General features: G+C 62.2%; 15 protein-coding genes. 2 read left to right on the top strand and 13 right to left on the bottom strand.

All coding sequences use genetic code 11. From position 1 onward, the window contains the following. Positions 1–30: 30 nt before the first annotated feature. Positions 31–945, top strand: a complete 915-nt coding sequence (locus AF70_RS16475) for a LysR substrate-binding domain-containing protein (RefSeq protein WP_028939064.1) — start codon at positions 31–33, stop codon at positions 943–945. A gap of 137 nt (positions 946–1082) precedes the next feature. Here the strand turns inward: AF70_RS16475 and madM are convergent, their stop codons facing one another. The 11 genes from madM to AF70_RS16530 all read right to left on the bottom strand — a co-directional run bounded on the left by madM (position 1083) and on the right by AF70_RS16530 (position 9636). Beyond that, the gene (gene madM, locus AF70_RS16480; RefSeq protein ID WP_028939065.1) at positions 1083–1847 is read right to left on the bottom strand and encodes a malonate transporter subunit MadM; all 765 of its coding nucleotides are present in this window, start codon (positions 1845–1847) and stop codon (positions 1083–1085) included. Position 1848: 1 nt separating this feature from the next. Further along, positions 1849–2265 (bottom strand): malonate transporter subunit MadL, encoded by a 417-nt coding sequence (gene madL / locus AF70_RS16485; protein WP_028939066.1) that lies wholly within the window; start codon positions 2263–2265, stop codon positions 1849–1851. A 66-nt stretch (positions 2266–2331) separates the two neighbouring features. Next, positions 2332–3243, bottom strand: coding sequence for a malonate decarboxylase subunit epsilon (gene mdcH, locus AF70_RS16490; protein WP_028939067.1), 912 nt, complete (start codon positions 3241–3243; stop codon positions 2332–2334). Further along, entirely contained in the window at positions 3240–3860 is a 621-nt protein-coding gene (locus tag AF70_RS16495; RefSeq protein ID WP_028939068.1) for a malonate decarboxylase holo-ACP synthase, read from the bottom strand. The genes mdcH and AF70_RS16495 overlap by 4 nt, the downstream gene beginning before the upstream one ends. After that, the gene (gene mdcE / locus AF70_RS16500) at positions 3854–4657 is read right to left on the bottom strand and encodes a biotin-independent malonate decarboxylase subunit gamma (RefSeq protein WP_028939069.1); all 804 of its coding nucleotides are present in this window, start codon (positions 4655–4657) and stop codon (positions 3854–3856) included. Before mdcE ends, AF70_RS16495 begins: the two co-directional genes overlap by 7 nt. Continuing rightward, on the bottom strand, positions 4654–5517 hold the full coding sequence (locus tag AF70_RS16505) for a biotin-independent malonate decarboxylase subunit beta (RefSeq protein WP_028939070.1): 864 nt from the start codon (positions 5515–5517) through the stop codon (positions 4654–4656). The genes mdcE and AF70_RS16505 overlap by 4 nt, the downstream gene beginning before the upstream one ends. Continuing rightward, complete coding sequence (locus tag AF70_RS16510) at positions 5510–5809, bottom strand: malonate decarboxylase subunit delta (RefSeq protein ID WP_007941972.1); 300 nt, start codon at positions 5807–5809, stop codon at positions 5510–5512. The genes AF70_RS16505 and AF70_RS16510 overlap by 8 nt, the downstream gene beginning before the upstream one ends. After that, positions 5809–6696, bottom strand: a complete 888-nt coding sequence (locus AF70_RS16515; RefSeq protein ID WP_028939071.1) for a triphosphoribosyl-dephospho-CoA synthase — start codon at positions 6694–6696, stop codon at positions 5809–5811. Before AF70_RS16515 ends, AF70_RS16510 begins: the two co-directional genes overlap by 1 nt. After that, a complete protein-coding gene (gene mdcA, locus AF70_RS16520; protein WP_028939072.1) occupies positions 6696–8366 on the bottom strand; it encodes a malonate decarboxylase subunit alpha in 1671 nt (556 codons plus the stop codon). Before mdcA ends, AF70_RS16515 begins: the two co-directional genes overlap by 1 nt. A 258-nt stretch (positions 8367–8624) precedes the next feature. Beyond that, positions 8625–9044 carry a hypothetical protein gene (locus AF70_RS16525; RefSeq protein WP_019580629.1) on the bottom strand — a complete coding sequence of 140 codons (420 nt, stop codon included), beginning with the start codon at positions 9042–9044 and terminating at the stop codon, positions 8625–8627. Further along, on the bottom strand, positions 9007–9636 hold the full coding sequence (locus AF70_RS16530) for a nucleotidyltransferase domain-containing protein (protein WP_028939073.1): 630 nt from the start codon (positions 9634–9636) through the stop codon (positions 9007–9009). The genes AF70_RS16525 and AF70_RS16530 overlap by 38 nt, the downstream gene beginning before the upstream one ends. Positions 9637–10227: 591 nt before the next feature. Here AF70_RS16530 and AF70_RS16535 point away from each other — a divergent pair. After that, positions 10228–10605: a DUF6124 family protein gene (locus AF70_RS16535; RefSeq protein ID WP_019580627.1), complete on the top strand. Its 378-nt coding sequence runs from the start codon at positions 10228–10230 to the stop codon at positions 10603–10605. A gap of 29 nt (positions 10606–10634) precedes the next feature. On the opposite strand, the gene AF70_RS16540 is transcribed toward AF70_RS16535, so the two are convergent. Both AF70_RS16540 and AF70_RS16545 read right to left on the bottom strand, forming a co-directional pair. Continuing rightward, positions 10635–11090 carry a chemotaxis protein CheW gene (locus AF70_RS16540; protein ID WP_028939074.1) on the bottom strand — a complete coding sequence of 152 codons (456 nt, stop codon included), beginning with the start codon at positions 11088–11090 and terminating at the stop codon, positions 10635–10637. Continuing rightward, positions 11083–16986, bottom strand: a complete 5904-nt coding sequence (locus AF70_RS16545) for an Hpt domain-containing protein (protein WP_028939075.1) — start codon at positions 16984–16986, stop codon at positions 11083–11085. The genes AF70_RS16540 and AF70_RS16545 overlap by 8 nt, the downstream gene beginning before the upstream one ends.

Below are 16986 nucleotides of genomic sequence, written 5' to 3' on the forward strand. Positions count from 1 at the left end.
AATCGGGACATTCGAATAAGAGTCTGGCCCATGTTGATCGATGAAGAGTTGACCCTGAAAAAACTCGAGGTGTTCCTGGCCTTCATGCGCACCGGCAACCTGGCCCGCGCCGCCATCGAGTTGCAGACCAGCAACGTCAGCGTGCATCGCGCCATCCACTCCCTGGAAAGCGCCCTGCGCTGCCCGCTATTCAAGCACGAAGGCCGCAACCTGACCCCGCTGGAAAGTGCCTATGTGCTGGAAGAGCGGGCGCAGAAGCTGATTCAGGACGTGCTCGAAACCGTGCGTCTGACTCGCGAAGCCGCCGGGTTCTCCGCCGAACGCTTCAAACTCGGCTCGCTGTATTCGCTGACGGTGAAGACTGTGCCGCAGCTGATCATGGGCCTGAAAATCCGCCGCAGCGAACTCAATATCGACCTGATCCTGGGTTCGAACATCGACCTGTTGTACAAGCTCAAGAACATGGAAGTCGACGCGATCCTGGTGTCGCTGGACGACAGCGTCAACGACCCGGACTGCGAGCAGATCCCGCTGTTTTCCGATGACATCTTCCTCGCCACCCCAGCGGACTCGCCCTTTGCCCAGCGGAGCGAAGTCGACCTGGCCGAGGTGCGCGACGAAACATTCATCACCCTGACCCAAGGCTTCGCCACGCACCAGGACGGTATTCGGGTGTTCAAGCAGGCGGGGTTCGAGCCGAAGGTCGCGATGCAGGTCAACGACATCTTCACCCTGCTGAGCATGGTCAGCTCGGGGGTGGGTTATGCGCTGCTGCCGGGGCGGATTGCGGCGGTGTATGAAAACCGGGTGAAGCTGATTCCATTGCAGGAAAAGTACCGGTTGCAGCAGCACATTGGCGTGGTATTTCTCAAGGCCAAAGAACGTGACCCGAATCTGCTGGCGCTGTTGGCGGAATGCCGGATGTATGCCAATCGCCAGGCTTGAGACCGTGTCGAGGCCTTCGCGGGCAAGCCTCGCTCCTACAGGATTTCGGAGTACCGCGGGATTTGGGCACAACACATACCCTGTAGGAGCGAGGCTTGCCCGCGAAGGCGTCATCATAGGCGGTACAACTCTCGAACCTACCCGACAATCCCGCGAACAACGAAGTACAGCAACGAAGGCCCAAGCAAGCATCCAAGCCCGGTATGGAACGTCGCCGTCAGCGCGCCATACGGCACCAGCCGCCGATCCGTCGCCGCCAACCCGGCCGTCACTCCACTCACCGTCCCGGCCAAGCCGCCAAATACCATCGCCGAGCGCGGGTTATCCAGGCCCATCCAGCGCGCCGCCACCGGCGTGCCGACCATCACCAGAATCGCCTTGATCAACCCGGTGGCAATCGACAGCGCCATCACATCGGATGAGGCCCCAATCGCAGCACCCGTCACCGGCCCGACGATGTACGTCACCGCACCCGCGCCAATGGTGGTCATGCTGATCGCATCGCGATAACCGAACACCCAGGCAATGCTCGCCCCGACAATGAACGGCAGAATCGTGCCCAGCAGCAGCGCGATGACGCCAATCATCCCGGCCTTTTTCGCTTCGGTGGCCTGCACCTCGAACGCCGTGGCAACGATGGCGAAGTCACGCAGCATGGCGCCGCCCATCAAACCGATGCCGGAAAACAGTGACAGATCCGCCAGGCCTTTTTGCCCGCCGGTCATGGTGCCGCCGACCCAGGCCAGCACCAGGCCGATGACGATGGCAATCGCCGAGCCGTGAATCCGGCCGAAGGTCAGGCGCTTGGACAGCACCACCGACACCCACATGATCACACCAACGAAGGCGAACGCTGTGACCAGACCGTTGTGTTCCAGACCTTTCTCGATGAGATCCCACATATCAGCGACCTCCTACGGGCGTGCCAACCGGGGTGACTTCCACCGGCTCATCGGGCAAGGGCTCGCCTCTGTGGGTCCGGCTGATCAACGCAATGGTGCAACCGCAGATCACCACCGAACCGATCGCCGCCAGCACCGCCACCGGGCCGCCGTGCAGCGCCGTCACAACGTTCTGTTGCGCAGCCATCGCCACCACCACCGGAATGTACATGGCGCCCCAGAAGCCGACGCCCATCTCGCAATCCTTGGTCATGCCGCCGCGTTTGTGCATCCACAACCGTGCGCAGATCAGCAGGATCATCGCGATCCCGACCCCGCCGACGTTGGATTTCACACCCAGCAACACGCCGAGCATGTCACCCATGATCACCCCTGCCAGCGTACAGATCGCCAACAGCGCCACACCGTAAATAATCATTGTTGTAGTCCTCAAAGTGCATCGTCGGAATTGTTGTTTTTGTAGTTCGAAGCCTGAGTCGGTGGTCTAGTGTTGGCGGCTTCCCTCCTCACGCAACAGCGCCTGCAAGGTATCGAGCCGTGCACCGTCGAAGGCAATGACGGTGCCCTGCTCGAACACCCGGCGCGCCAGCCCGGTCAACACCGCACCGGGCGGCAGTTCGATCTGTAAACGCACGCCGCGCTCGTAAGCGCTTTGCACCGTGCCACGCCAATCAACGACGCGGCACATGTTGAACGCCAGGTCGTCGCGCAAGGCATCCGTGTTGATGACGGGCCGGGCTCGACTGCCGCTCAGGTAACCCAGGGCCGGCGTTTTCAAGTGCACCTTGGCGAAGGCTTCGTCCAGGGTGTTCGCCGGTGTTTCCAGCAGCGGGCAATGGGACGGCACGCTGACCGCCAGACGCTTGGCCAGACCGGCGCCACGGCTGCGCGCCAGGTCGGCAACTGCTTTCATCGCCGAATCACTGCCAGCAATCACCACCTGGTTATCGGCGTTGATGTTGGCCAGGTAAACCGGTGTATCAACACAGTGAACCTGCGCCAGCAACCCCTCCACCGTGGCCAGTTCCAGACCGATGATCGCGGTCATGCCATAGCCCTGAGGATAAGCCTGTTGCATCAGCTCACCGCGCAGGCTGACCAGATGCAGCGCATCACTGAAACTCAAGGCGCCCGCAACCACCGCCGCCGGGTAGGCACCGATGGACAGTCCCGCCACGTAATCCGGTGCCATTGATAACTGACGCGAAGCGGCGACGCCGGCAATCAGCAGGCACAGCTGAACCGCCCTTGTCGACTGCAACGCCTCGGCAGAATCGAGCAGCAAGACGTCTTCGCCAAGCACCTCGCTGGCCTCGATCAGCGTTTCCCAAGGTAAACGATGGAGCATGCCCGGCTGCTGCGCGCCCTGGCCGGGGAACACCAGCAAGCTGCTCACGCTGCTTGCTCCTGCGGGTTCCAGGGATCGTTGACCAAACACGCTTGATGGGCGTTCTTGAGTAGAACCCGTTGCGACGGGCTAGCCCATTCGCGCAGGGCGACAGCGCCATTCGGCGCCTGCAATTGCATGTCCACCAAACACTCGGCGCTGCCGAGAAGCATCATCAATGCCCGCGCTTGAGTACGGCTCAACGGCTGCGGTGTACGCAGGATCAAGTCGAGGTCGCTGCGCTCATGGAGCGCCGTAAAACCGCTGGCCAATTCGAACCCGGCGCTGCCGCTGACACCCCACACCCAACCGCAGGCGTCGAGCATCGGACGCAGTTGCGCCAGCGCTCGCAGGGTCGGCAGCTTGCGAGTGCTCTCGACATGACAGAGCTCTTCCGGCCGTACCCGATGAGAAATCGCAGCAACGGCCATCGACGTTGCATAACGCTGCTCACGCAAGCGCCCACGCACTCCGACCGCGATTTGACCCGGCGCGGTGATCGCGCGCCGAACTACCACCGGCTGACCCGCGCTGATCGACTCGACCACCCACCCAGGCGCATCCGCCGGCAACTGCTCCGGGGTCATCCCCCAAAGCAGGTCGTGGGGCAGAAACCTGTTCACCACTGCGCTCTCAGCAACTGGCGAACCTTGCTCGACGCGGCGCGGTTACTCGCCCCCAGGCGGCTGCTCAGATCGCGACCGCTGGCAGCGACATCGCCAATCGCCTGGTTCAGGCATTCATTCACTCGCGCCAAATCTGCTGCGGTCGGCTGCTCGATCTGCTCCACCGACAAGGTTTCCCAGAGCAACCCCAGGCTGGCAAAGCTATCGATGTCATAAGCCATCGGTGGCACGCTGGCGGCCAACGCCTCCAGCTCTTCGACGCTGCGCAACGTCACCCGCGCCGCCGACGCCTTGCCCATCGCATGCACCATCACCCCCGGATCGCGCAACGCGATCAGCCGGTTGGCCTGATACCCATGAGCCAGAAACGCCCCGGACATCGCCTTGCCCACCAACAAACCGATCACCGCATGGCCGGCCAGTCGGGCGCGGGCATAACTGTCCGCCGCACCGGCCAAGGCCTGATGAATGCCGAGCGCTTCTTCGCGCCGACCGTAAGCCTGGCTCGGCACATCGACGATGGCAATCAACGCCCGTTTGTGCGGTTTATCCCGATCGGCTTCGATCACCTCATCCACCGCTTTGGCCAGCCCCCAACCTTCCAGCAGACCCACCTCGCCATTGCGGGCGCGGACAAAGCGGTTGTCGGGGTCGGCCACCACCGCAATAAACCGCACGGGCTGATCGCCCAGTACACCGTCGGCGACGTTCAACGAAGCCGGCAAACCTTCGACCGATTTCGCGCCAGCGCTCAAGGCGTTGAACCAGTTCAGGCCCCTCAGGGAATACGAACTCATGAACGCTCTCCTTGATACAGATCGCGAACCGTCGCCGGCTCGATTTGCGGTTCGGCGTCCAGGCACGCCAGCCGTTGCAGGAACCATTCGGCCTGGCGGCTGCGGGTTTGCGCCGGCAAACCTTGCTTGAGCAATTCGCCGACCTGCTGCTGAATCTGCGCCACGTCATCGGCGACATAGCGATCCACCAAGCCACTGGCGAACCGTTGCTCGCCGCCGGTCAGGCTCCAGATAAACGGGCGATCACGGGAGTCGTATTCCTCAAGCCCGGCTTCCTGCTCGATCACCTGCGGGCCGTTGAGGCCAAGGCGTGCTTCCTGGGTTACCAGTAAATAGCTGCACAACCCGGCGGCAATCGACATCCCACCAAAACAGCCAACGCTGCCGGCGACCACGCCGATTACCGGTTGGTACTGGCGCAGATCGACAATCGCCGCGTGAATATCGGCAATCGCCGCCAGCCCGAGATTGGCCTCTTGCAAACGCACGCCACCGGTTTCCAGCAGCAACACGGCACGGGTGGGAATGCCTTTGCGGTTGTCCTCGGCGGCCAGCTCCAGCGCACCGGCAATCTTCGCCCCGCCGACTTCACCCAGGCTGCCACCCTGGAACGCGCCTTCGATGGCCGCGATCACCACTGGCAAACCGCCAATGCTGCCCTTGGCGATCACCACCCCGTCATCGGCTTGCGGCACCACGCCCTGGCGCGAGAGCCATGGCGACATGACGCGCTGAAACGGGTCGAGCAATTCGCGGAAGGTGCCGGCATCGAGCAGCGCTTTTGCCCGTTGCCGAGCACCGAGTTCGACGAAGCTCTGCCTTTCAAGGAATGGGTTGAGAAGTGCTGCGCTGTCAGTCATGGCCAATCTCCTCAAAGCCCTGTTCCAGACGCAAGCGCACCACGCCAGGGGTGGCGCCGAAATCGTGGATATCAATCGCCATCGCCGGCGGTGTCTGGCCATCGAACATCCGTGCGAACAGATGCTGCCAGCGTTGTTCGCTGCCATTGACCGAGGTCTGCACCTGGATCGTCAGCTTGCCCGCCAGCCCTGGCTCGATCAGCACTTCCAGATCGCCCGAGCCTACACAGCCCACCAGCGCCCTGCCCCGTGGCGGCTGCCCGGCGGGGAATTCAAAGGATAAGGTTTCCATCAAAACGCTCCCTGGAAGATGCCGTCGCACGACTCAATGCGGTCGATGAACAGACAGGCTGCGAGCAAGTCCGCAGCGCCGCCGGGCGAGGCATTCAACGCGATTAATTGTTGGTCCAGCTCGAGCAAACGGCGGCGACCGGCGAGGCTGGCGCTGCCACCCGCGTCGAGCACGGCTTGAGCACCGAGTTGCATGGTGTGCAGGCCGGTTTCGCCGGCGCGGTAGAGCACACAGGTGTCGGCCAGTGTCGTCATGATCGCCAGCAAGGCATCGAGCCGGGCGTTCTGTTCAGCAACGCCTGCGGCGCGGCTGCGTTTGAGTTGCGGCAATGCGCGTTGAATCACCGCCGGGAAACCGAGCTGTGCCTCTTCACGGGCACCGCGTGCGCCGTAGCGTTGGGCGACCTGGGCACCGTGACTTAAAGGACGTGGCGAGTAACGGTCGTCGAGCAAGGCCAGGCGTGCAGCGCGCAAAGCGATTGAGCTTGCGGCACAGGATTCAGGTTCCAGCGCGACGGCCGTGACCAGAAGCCCCAAGGCCCAGATCGCCCCACGATGGGTGTTCACACCGCCCGTAGTAGCGAGCATCACTTGCTCGCCTTCACGACCAATGCACCCGACAGCTTCACGCAGGGGCAGGCCGACTTCACCGAGCTCGATGGCCGCGTCCGCCATTGCCTTGAACGCCGGCCACAGGGACAACGCCGAAGCGTGCATCAGCCCGAGGTGCAAATCGGTGTGCGCACCATTGCCGCGACGGTCCACCAGCGCCGGTTTCGGCGACAGGTCCGCTTCGTCGATCAGCGCGTCCACCGCCAGGTCCGCCAGCCATTCGGGCATCGACAAGGGCTGGGTTAACGTTCTCGGTTGCAGGTTGAATGCGTGCATTACCAGCTCCTGAACTTGGCGGGCGGGTTGTAGAGGCCACCGGCCCACTCCACCAGATCGGCCACGCTTTTCGCTGCGAGCAGTTCGCGAGTGGCGTCGGTGCGGCGGATGCCGAGGTCTTCGGGCAAGGCGATCAGGCCTTCGCGGCGCATGCGCGCGGTGTCTTTGGGGTTGTGGCGCAAGCCGATGGCGGTCACCCCGGCGACAGCAGCGATCATCGCCTGGCGCTCTTCGAGGGAGCGGGCCTTGTACAAGTAGGCGATGCCTTCTTCGGTGAGCAGATGGGTGACGTCGTCGCCATAGATCATGATCGGCGCCAGCGGCATGCCGCTTTTCTTCGCCACCTCCACCGCGTCGAGGGTTTCGACGAAGGTCGGTTTGCCGCCCTCCTGGAAGGTCTCGACCATCTGCACCACGAGTTTCTTGCCGCGTTCGAGCATCGGCTCGGCCACGTCGGTGTGGCGCATGTCGAGCCAGGCTGGCGTGCCGTGACGACGACCGCGCGGGTCGTGCCCCATGTTCGGCGCGCCACCGAAACCGGCCAGGCGACCGCGAGTCACCGTGGAGGAATGACCGTCGCCATCGACTTGCAGGGTCGCGCCGATGAACAGGTCCACCGCGTATTGCCCGGCGAGCTGACTGAACATCCGGTTGGAGCGCAGGGAGCCATCGCGACCGGTGAAGAACACGTCAGGCCGGGCGGCGATGTAGTTTTCCATGCCCAGTTCGGTGCCGAAGCAATGCACACTTTCGACCCAGCCACTTTCGATGGCCGGGATCAGGGTTGGGTGCGGATTGAGCGTCCAGTTGCGGCAGATCTTGCCCTTGAGGCCGAGGGACTCGCCGTAGGTCGGCAGGATCAGTTCGATGGCGGCGGTGTTGAAACCGATGCCGTGGTTCAGTGACTGGACGTTGTGTTTTTCGTAGATCCCGCGGATCGCCATCATCGCCATCAACACATGCACAGGCTTGATGTGCCGTGGGTCGCGGGTGAACAACGGCTCGATGTAGAACGGCTTGTCGGCCACTACCACGAAGTCGACCCAGGACGCGGGGATATCCACGCGAGGCAGGTCGCTAACATCGTCCACCAGTTGATTGACCTGAACGATGACGATGCCGTCACTGAAGGCCGCCGGTTCGATCAACGCGGGCGTGTCTTCGGTGCTTGGGCCGGTGTAGATGTTGCCGGCGCGGTCGGCCATGAAACCGGCCGAGAGCACGACGTTGGGGATCAGGTCCACCACCAGTCGCGCATAGAGTTCGATGTAGGTGTGGATCGCGCCGATTTCCAGCAAACCGTCTTCGAGCAACTGGCTGATGCGCAGGCTTTGGGTGCCGGCGAACGAAAAGTCGAGCTTGCGCGCGATGCCGCGTTCAAACAGGTCCAGGTGCTCGGAGCGCCCGACGCTGGGCATGATCATGTGCAAATCATGTAGCTTGCCCGGATCGGCCTTGGCCAGGGAGCGAGACAGGAAATCCGCCTGCTTCTGGTTATTGCCCTCCAGCACCACACGATCGCCGGGCAGAATCAACGCCTCCAGCGCCGCCACGATCTTGTCGGTGGGCAACACCACACCGTCGGCAAGCCCCTTCACCAGCTCGAGACGCCGCTGCTTTTCGCTGCGCCGCCGCGTCCATCGCGAGTCGGGGGATATTGTTGTTGTCATGACCACTCCACGGGTTCGCTGTCGTGGGAGTCACCTTAGGAGTGTTGGGTGTAGGGCATCAATCAAGCAGCGTGTTGGATCGTTACGGTCAGGGTAATGGTTGTCGGGATTCGTTGCCCGTGCCGACGCCTTCGCGAGCAAGCCCGCTCCCACAGTTTGATCGAGTAGTTGCTAAGAACTCGGTCAAACTGTGGGAGCGGGCTTGCTCGCGAAGGGGCCCGAACAATTCCCGCAGTTTTTAATGACGGAGCACTACAGTCAGATCATCTGCTGCTGTACGCGAATCAATAGTTGCTCGGTGCTTTCCAATAGCTGCGCCAACAACGCCGGATCTTCATCCATATAGCCTTCGTATTCCGCCAGGTTTCGTCGCTCATGACACAGGGCGAATAGCCGAACCTGTACTTTGCCAATATCAGCGGTATGAACCAGGCACTGAAACACCAGATAGCGTTTGTCTGAACGGTAGCCGCACAAGCGAAGAGCCGTCAGTGCAAGGGCATGGGCAGCGTTGTAAGCCAGGTCGAAACGACTCGCGAAGGAAAGTGAAGACGTTTGGGCGTCCTTCAATCGGTCCACAGCCGAACGCATCAGCCCTTCGCATTCCTTGCGATCCGGCGGCTCAGCCTTCAGTCCACCACTACGTAACAGGTTTTCCAGGTTCTCGTTGCTGCCCATCCTTGGACTCCAAAGGGTTTCCCCCCATCAGATTGATCTTGTCCTGCTGCGCTACCCGCACGACAAAACTATTTTCAGCCGCCAGTTTTGCGGCCCAGTCGTCGGGGGTGTAGAGCGTCGGGTTGAGGACGCGGCCCAACTGCTCCTCCATCGGTATAAGCCGCTCCATCACTTCACTGTAGTGCAGGCCCTCGCCGATCAGCATGAGATCAATGTCACTGGATGCGTTTGCCTGATCCTTGGCGATAGAGCCGTACACAAATGCCCAGGTGATCTGTTCGGCAAAGGGTTGAAGCGCCTGACGCAGAGGCTCGGTAATACCAAAGGTTTTGCGGGCAATGCCCAGCAGTTCGGCATAGATCGGGCAGTCGGGATTGGCTTGATAGTGGGTCTGGTTGCCCTGACGGGTCATGATCAGCACGCCTGCCCGCTGCAACCGGTCCAGCTCGCGCATGAGGCTGCCTTTACCCACTTGAGCCCAGCGGGCGATCTCGTTGGCGTAAAAACTTCGGTCGGGTTTACCGAACAGCAGGCCCAACACTTTTTGCTGAGTAGTGGTGAACAAGGCTTCGCTCAATGACAGGTTTTTCACGGCAACGACCGATAAGTCCCAAAAAAGGAACGATAGGTCCCTTTTTGGGAATCTTCAACCTAATGCAGAAACCTTTGTGGCGAGGGGGCTTGCCCCCGTTCGGCTGCGCAGCAGTCGTAAAACCATTGTTATCGGTGTACCTGATACACCTCGGTTGCAGGTTTTGGGGCTGCTTCGCAACCCAACGGGGGCAAGCCCCCTCGCCACAGGGAGGTCCGACAGCCTGGGGTTTTGTGTTTAAAAGTTTGTCGGCAGGAACGGTGTGAGGCTACACAGTCGTGCGTCGCTGCCTACAGCAATGCCGGAAGCCGCTGACTGGTACGCTTTGGCGTTGATCTTTATCGTTTGGGGGTCGCTGCCAACCGCAGCGACCGGGATTGGAACCCCGTGGTGTTAACGAGGCAAAAGCGCCTTTCATAACGTATGCTTGCGCACCTTTAATGTGTGCACTCCGTTATGGCGGCTGTGCGCGGGAGACCTTAGTGTCTGTCGGGTTTTGTCCGTTTGCCCGGGTTCCAGCCCGCGTACAGCTGCCACCCCTTCGATTGGAACCCGATGGAGCAGCTGAAACTCATTAAATGGAGCTTCACTATGTTCAAAGCTACTCCCAATCCCCCGGAAACCGACACTGATTCCCAAGCATCCCTCGACGCAGAAAAAATGAAGGAAGCCGCCGACCGCGCCCTCTCCCATTACTTCCCTCCGCTCCACGAAAAACCGGCCAAACGCCGCAAACTCCGCCTCTTCAGCGTCTCCCCCGACATCGACACCGAAGCCCTTCTGGCCAACGCCTCCGAAGACCTGCTGTCTATTAGCGCCATTGCTGCCGATCTGGCGGACGATGTGGAAGGCTCACGCCGCTCTGTAGCCTTGGCGCTCAGCCGTTTGGCCGATGGCGTGCAGTTGTTGGTGGAGCGGGTGCTGGATCATCATGAGTCGTTGCAGATGAAGGCTCGGGCCGGGGTTTAACGCACTACCCCCTCGCCACAGGGATCCGGTCAGACCAGACCCGCACTTACAAGCAGTTCCTCCAGCGCGAGCAAGTCAGGCACCTTGGCCACTTGCTCCCCCACCTGCACCGCCGCCTTTTCCAGCGAACACAACGGCACGTCGACATAACTCAACTGACTATCGAGCTTGTAAGAACGCGGAATCCCCTGCACCAGCAGCGCAATGAACTTCAACTCAGGCCGCCCGCCGAGGGCGTTGAGGATGACGATCCGCGCCCGCTCGCCGATCACCACTTTGCTGCCACACGCCGACTCAAAACTGAGTAACGGAATCTGCCGTTCCCGCCACGTCACCCGCCCCAGATACCACGGCGGTGTATCGAGATCGAAAGCCCCCGGCTGATAGTCGATGAGTTCAGCGACGGCGACGTTGGGCAGGATCAAGTTGCGGTCGGCCAAAGGCAGTAGCAAGCCGGTAAGGTTGCTGGAGCGGTGCTCATGCATGGGTTTTGCTCCAGCGGGCGATGCTGTCGAGCAGCACCGATTCCTGATACGGCTTGCCGAGGTAGTCGTTGACGCCGATGGCCATGGCGCGGTCGCGGTGTTTTTGACCCGTGCGGGAGGTGATCATGATGATCGGTAGATGCTGTAAGCGTTCGTCGGCGCGCACCTGGGTCGCCACTTCGAAGCCGTCCATGCGTGGCATTTCGATGTCCAGCAGCATCAGGTCGGGCATGTGCTCTTCCAGCAGCAGCATGGCGTCAACACCGTCCTTGGCGGTCAGCACGTTCATGCCGTGACGTTCCAGCAGACGGCTGGTGACCTTGCGCACGGTGACCGAATCATCGACCACCAGCACCAGCAACGGCCGTTGCGCCTCGGGCTCTATGTCCTGGGTCACCGGCCGTTGCGGCACCTGCGCTTGCATCGCGCGGATCGGTGCCAGCAAGTCGAGAATCAGCACCACCCGACCATCACCCAGGATCGTCGCACCGGACAAACCCTGCACCGCGGCGAACTGCGGGCCGAGGCTTTTGACCACGATTTCCCGGGTGCCGGCCATGGCGTCCACCTGCACCGCAACGTGCCGCTCGTTGCACTGCACCAGCAACACCGGCAACGGCAGGTTCTGGCCCAGCAGTTTCGGGCGGGTGCTGGTTTTCAGCAGATCGCCGAGGTAGCACAGCTCATAGCGTTGCCCGGCGTATTCGTAGCTCGGTGGATCGAGCCGGTAGTGCCCTTCGAGTTCGTTGGGCAGCACGCGAACGATGCCGTCGATGGTGTTCAGCGGGATCGCGTATTGATCCTCTCCGCATTGCACCATCAGCGCGCGATTGACCGACACGGTGAACGGCAAGCGAATCCGGAAATGCACGCCCTGCCCCGAAGTCGAGTCGATGCTCATGGTCCCGCCGAGCTGCCGGACTTCCTCGTGAACCACGTCCATGCCCACGCCACGCCCGGAAATCTGGGTGATTTTCTCGGCGGTGGAGAACCCCGGTTGCAGGATGAATTGCAGCACGTCGCGGTCGCTGATGTCGCTGTCCGGGGCGAGCAGCCCGCGCTTGATCGCCTTGCGCCGCACGGCGTCCAGCGGCACGCCGGCGCCGTCGTCGCAGATGTCGAAAATGATGTCGCCGCCCTCTCGCGACAGGTCGAGGGTGATCTTGCCCTGGGCCGGTTTACCGGCCGCGATCCGCACCTCGGCCGACTCCAGCCCATGGTCAACGGCGTTGCGCAGCATGTGTTCCAGCGGCGCGGCCATGCGCTCGAGGACGTTGCGGTCCATCTCGCCTTCGGCGTTGCCAACGATGAACTCCACATCCTTGCCCAGTTCGCTGGAAACCTGACGGACGATGCGCTTCAAACGCGGCAGCATTCGCTCGAACGGCACCATGCGCGTGCGCATCAGGCCTTCCTGCAATTCGGTGTTGATGCGGCCCTGCTGTTGCAGCAGGTTTTCCGCATCCTGATTGCGCCGGTCGAGGGTTTCCTTGAGGTCGAGCAGGTCGGAGGCGGACTCGAACAATGCCCGCGACAGCTGTTGCAGCTGCGAGTGACGGTCCATCTCCAACGGGTCGAACTCTTCATAACCCAGGCGCTCGGCCTCGACTTGCTGACGGCTGAGAATCCGTCCCTGGGTTTCGGTATCGAGGCGGCGCAACTGGTCGCGCATACGCTCGATGGTCGTTTCCATCTCGCTCAGGGCCACCCGTGCATCGTTAACCTGTTGTTCGATACGGCCACGGAAGATCGAAGTCTCCCCGGCCAGGTTGACCAGGTCGTCGAGCAACTCCGCCGAGACCTTGACCGTATCGGCGGCTTCGGGTTGCAGCGTGGCTGGCTCGGCTTTGGGCGCCGCGGGCATCGCCACCGGTGTCGGTGTTTCGGGCACCGCCGGATGGCTGAAATTCTTGATCGCCTCGATCAGCTGATCGGCCGGTGGCAGTGGCTGACCGGCGCGGGTGGCGTCGAGCATCTGCGCCAGTCGGTCATGGCTGCTTTGCAACAGCGCGAACAGCGTCGCGGTCGGTTGCAGCGCGCCAGCGGACAAGCCTTCGTAGAGGAATTCCAGCTCATGGACCAGGTCGCCGATCGGCGCGATCTCCACCATTCGCGCGCCACCCTTGAGGGTATGCAGGTCGCGCAGCAGGGTTTCCACTTCTTGACGATTCGATGGTTCGGCCTGCCAGCGCAACAATGCTGCGCCAGAGTTTTCAATGATGTCGAAACCTTCTTCGAGGAAGATGTCCAGAAGCTCGGGATCATGCCCCGCCGAGTCGTTGCTGGCCGCCGGTTCGATCACCTCGGCACTGCCGGCATTACCCAGACGAAACTCACGAATGGCCTCGATCAATTCGCCCGGATCGCCCAACGGACGGTTGTGCTGCAACTGTTCGAGGAACACGGCCAGTCGGTCATGGCTCTGTTGCAGCAACTGCGCCAGCGCTTCGCTGTGGCTGTAACGGCGGTCCACCAGGCCTTCATAAAGGCTTTCCAGCTCATGGGCCAGATCGCCGACCGGCTCGACCTCGGCCATCCGCGCACCACCCTTGAGGGTGTGCAGATCGCGCTGCAAAGACAGTAGCGGCGCGGCGTTTTCCGGGTCGCTCAACCAGCGTTGCAAGGCCTGGCCGGCGCTTTCAAGGATATCCACCGCTTCCTCAAGAAAGATCGAAACGATTTCGTCGTCCAGATCTACCTCAGTCGCGGCCTGCTCCAGCTCGGCCGTGGCGCTGCCCAGCTCTCGAATGCTCAGGGTGCGGCTGCCATCACTGCGAATCAGGCCCATGGAGGATGGGTCGAGACTCTCATCCAGCAAGTCGCGCAAGGCCCGCACCCGCTGCGGTTGCGCAGTGACTTCCTGGCCGGCAGCCAGTTCATCGAGCATGTTGATCAGCGCTTCGTGGGCACTTTGTGCCTCGTGGAAAAACCTGTCGCTGACCGCCAGGCTGCTTTCTTCCACAGCGCCATAGAGATCGAGCAAGGCTTCACAGAGCTCGTCCACCGGATGCAGGTCGGCCAGGTGCGCGCCTTCACCGAGAGTGGTCAATTCGTCCAGCAGCGCGCTGAGTTCCTGGCGCTCGCCGGGGTGCTGCTGCCAGCGCTGCAACAGGCTTTCGGCGTCCAGCAGGATGTCCATGCCCTGGGCGAGGAAGTTGTTGATCAGTTGCGGGTCGCGTTTGATCCGCAGCCCCGTGCCGGGCGCGCTCGACAGGCTTTGCAGATGTTCGGCCAGCAATGTCCGGGTGCGTTCAATCAACGAACGGGCGCCGGGGATTTCGGCCAGCGGGTCGCTCTTGAGCTGTCGCAGCCCCAGGCGGAACAAGCCTTCGGCTTCCAGCAGCAACTCGACTTCGTCCAGATCGAGGGCAATCCGGTGCGCCTTGTACTCCCGGGCCAGTTGATCCAGCGACGCCGCCAGCTCGGCAATCGGCAGCACGCCGGCCATCGACGCGCTGCCCTTGAGGGTGTGCAAGGCTCGCTGCAACTCGTCACTGGCCTGCAGCGGTACGTGCTCGGCGGCCTGATCGAGGAAGCGATTGAGGCTGTTCAAATGGGTTTCGGCTTCGTTGCGGAAGATCTCCAGCAACAGCGGATCGAGCGCCGCGACATCCTGTGCGTCCTCATCGGACAGCGGTTCATCACCCTTGGCGAGGGCATGGGCGCGGGCGGCCAATTGATCGACATCGTTGCGCTGGCGCTGGGCGTTGGCGGCGAACTCGGCCACCAGTTCCGGCAGCAACTTCAGCGCGTCGCCCACCAGTTGCTGCACTGCAGGCAAAGGTGCAACGCTGTGTTCAAGCACGCGGTTGAGCAGGTTTTCCACCGCCCAGGCCAGCTCGCCCAGCACCAACGCGCGGACCATCCGGCCACTGCCCTTGAGGGTGTGGAAGGCGCGGCGTAATTCACTCAAAACCGATGTGCTGTCGGGATTGGCCGACCAGCGCGGCAGGTACTCCCGGAGGATTTCCAGAACCTCGTCGGTTTCTTCGAGGAAGACTTCCCGCAGTTCATCGTCCACCGGTTGTTCATCGGCGGGCGGCGGCAACAGACTACCGGGCATCGTCAGTGCCGGCGGGTTGACGGACGACACCGGGCTGGCCAGTACATCGGCCAACGACTGGACGGTTTCGGGGTCGTCCAGCTCCTGCATGTCCTGCATCACCAGGGCTTCACTGGGGCTGAGCACATCCTCAAGCATCGGCACGTGTTGTTCGCTGGGGAAACAGCCGAGTGCGGCCAGGCCTTTTTCCGCGACATCGAGCAGTTGTTCCCCCGGCGCTTCAGGGTCGTCGCTGAGGCGCTCCAGGTAATACTCGATGCTGGTGATGACGTCGGCCAGGCTGTCCAGTTGCTGCCAGCCGGGCTGCCCCGGGTCCACCAATAGATGCTCGCGGATGAAACCGTTACAGGCCTCGACCAGGCTCGCCGCGCGGGCCAACGGAATCATCGCCAGCGCACCGCGCACTTGGGTCAGCAATGCCGGCAACGGCTGCAAATGCTGACGGTCCCAGTCGGCGTCGATGTAGTCGACGATCATATCCTTGGCCTGTTGCAGACAGATGCGCGCTTCCTTGATCACGATCTGGTGGATCTGCGTCAGGTCGGTGGTCGGCAGACGGCTGTCTTCCTGGCTTTCCGGTTCCACGGTGCCGACCATGCCGGCCAGGGTCGCTTCGACATAGAGCAAGGCCCCGGCGACGTCCATGAGGGTCGCGTCGTTGGGTTCGCGCTGGCCCTGGGCGAGGCTCAGCACCACCGCCAGTTGATCGATGATGACCTTGCGCGGCTGGCCGAAACCGAGCACCGCCAGGGTGTCGGCGATTTGCCGCAGGGGCGCCAGCAGGCTTTCGAGGTCCGAGGTGTGCTGGCGGTCGCTGCGCACGAACAGGTCCAGGCGCTCCTTGACCCGCACCAGCTCTTCGCACAACGCCGCCAATACCGAGCGCATGGCGTCGCGATCAGGGCCGGCCAGCCTCGCCCGTTCTTCATCGACCATCGCACTGTCGGGTAGCGCGTCGTCCAGTGAGTAGCGATCTTTCATGGTCAGCATCTGCCCGGTGGGGTGTTCGGCCTTGGCAATATAGAACAACAAACTCTTGAGCAGCTCTGGCGGTGCCGGTTGATTGATCGCGGGCATGCCTTGCTCGAGCAGACGCTTGAGCTCTTTGTCGGCCTCCTTGAACAGGCTGCGCAACGCGGGGCTGTTGGCGATCGAGCCATTGCGCATGCCTTCGACCAGCGCCGAAGCGACGTGCCATAACGGGCTCAGCGGCGCATTGCCGCACAGCCCTTCAAGGCGTGCAAAAACCCTGGCCAGGTAAGCCAAGTGGGTTTCGTCATCCTGCTCGCGCAGCAAGCCCACCAGCGCCATCTGCAGCATTTGTCGCAACTTGCGCAGCACATTCGGCAAGTCGGACGGCTCCAGCAGCGCCAGGGCTTCTTCGCTCAGGGGCGGCAGTTCCGGGAGTTGCGGGCTGAACAGGCTGGTTTCCGACAACAGGCTTTCACCACGGGCACTGCGCAGGTCGTTGATCAGTGGCAACACCACCAGCGGCAAGTCACGCCGGGCGCCTTGCACCCGGTCGAGGTAAGTCGGCAATTGCCCCAGGGCATGCAGCAGCAGACGAATGGCCTCGTCGCGATGGCTGACGCGGTTCTGCTGCAAGGCGCTGGTCAGTTGCTCGATCTCTTCGGCGAGCAGCGCCGCGCCGTAGAACTCGACCATCTGCAAACTGCCGTGCACCTGATGGACACAGGCCAGGCACTCACTCAGCGCGTGCGTCGCCTGCGGGTCGTCGATCAGGGTCTCGATCGCCTGATGAGCCTGCTTCAGCGTTTCGGCAATCTCGCCTTTGACCCATTCGAGGGCCACATAGTCGTGCCGATCACCCAT

The sequence above is a fragment of the Pseudomonas sp. KD5 genome, from assembly GCF_012932895.1.
Lineage (GTDB): Bacteria > Pseudomonadota > Gammaproteobacteria > Pseudomonadales > Pseudomonadaceae > Aquipseudomonas.

Coding starts and splice junctions, on each gene's coding strand:
- AF70_RS16475 (WP_028939064.1), top strand. CDS start 31: ATGTTGATCGATGAAGAGTTGACCCTGAAAAAACTCGAGGTGTTCCTG.
- madM (WP_028939065.1), bottom strand. CDS start 1,847: ATGTGGGATCTCATCGAGAAAGGTCTGGAACACAACGGTCTGGTCACA.
- madL (WP_028939066.1), bottom strand. CDS start 2,265: ATGATTATTTACGGTGTGGCGCTGTTGGCGATCTGTACGCTGGCAGGG.
- mdcE (WP_028939069.1), bottom strand. CDS start 4,657: ATGAGTTCGTATTCCCTGAGGGGCCTGAACTGGTTCAACGCCTTGAGC.
- AF70_RS16505 (WP_028939070.1), bottom strand. CDS start 5,517: ATGACTGACAGCGCAGCACTTCTCAACCCATTCCTTGAAAGGCAGAGC.
- AF70_RS16510 (WP_007941972.1), bottom strand. CDS start 5,809: ATGGAAACCTTATCCTTTGAATTCCCCGCCGGGCAGCCGCCACGGGGC.
- AF70_RS16515 (WP_028939071.1), bottom strand. CDS start 6,696: ATGCACGCATTCAACCTGCAACCGAGAACGTTAACCCAGCCCTTGTCG.
- mdcA (WP_028939072.1), bottom strand. CDS start 8,366: ATGACAACAACAATATCCCCCGACTCGCGATGGACGCGGCGGCGCAGC.
- AF70_RS16525 (WP_019580629.1), bottom strand. CDS start 9,044: ATGGGCAGCAACGAGAACCTGGAAAACCTGTTACGTAGTGGTGGACTG.
- AF70_RS16535 (WP_019580627.1), top strand. CDS start 10,228: ATGTTCAAAGCTACTCCCAATCCCCCGGAAACCGACACTGATTCCCAA.
- AF70_RS16540 (WP_028939074.1), bottom strand. CDS start 11,090: ATGCATGAGCACCGCTCCAGCAACCTTACCGGCTTGCTACTGCCTTTG.
- AF70_RS16545 (WP_028939075.1), bottom strand. CDS start 16,986: ATGGGTGATCGGCACGACTATGTGGCCCTCGAATGGGTCAAAGGCGAG.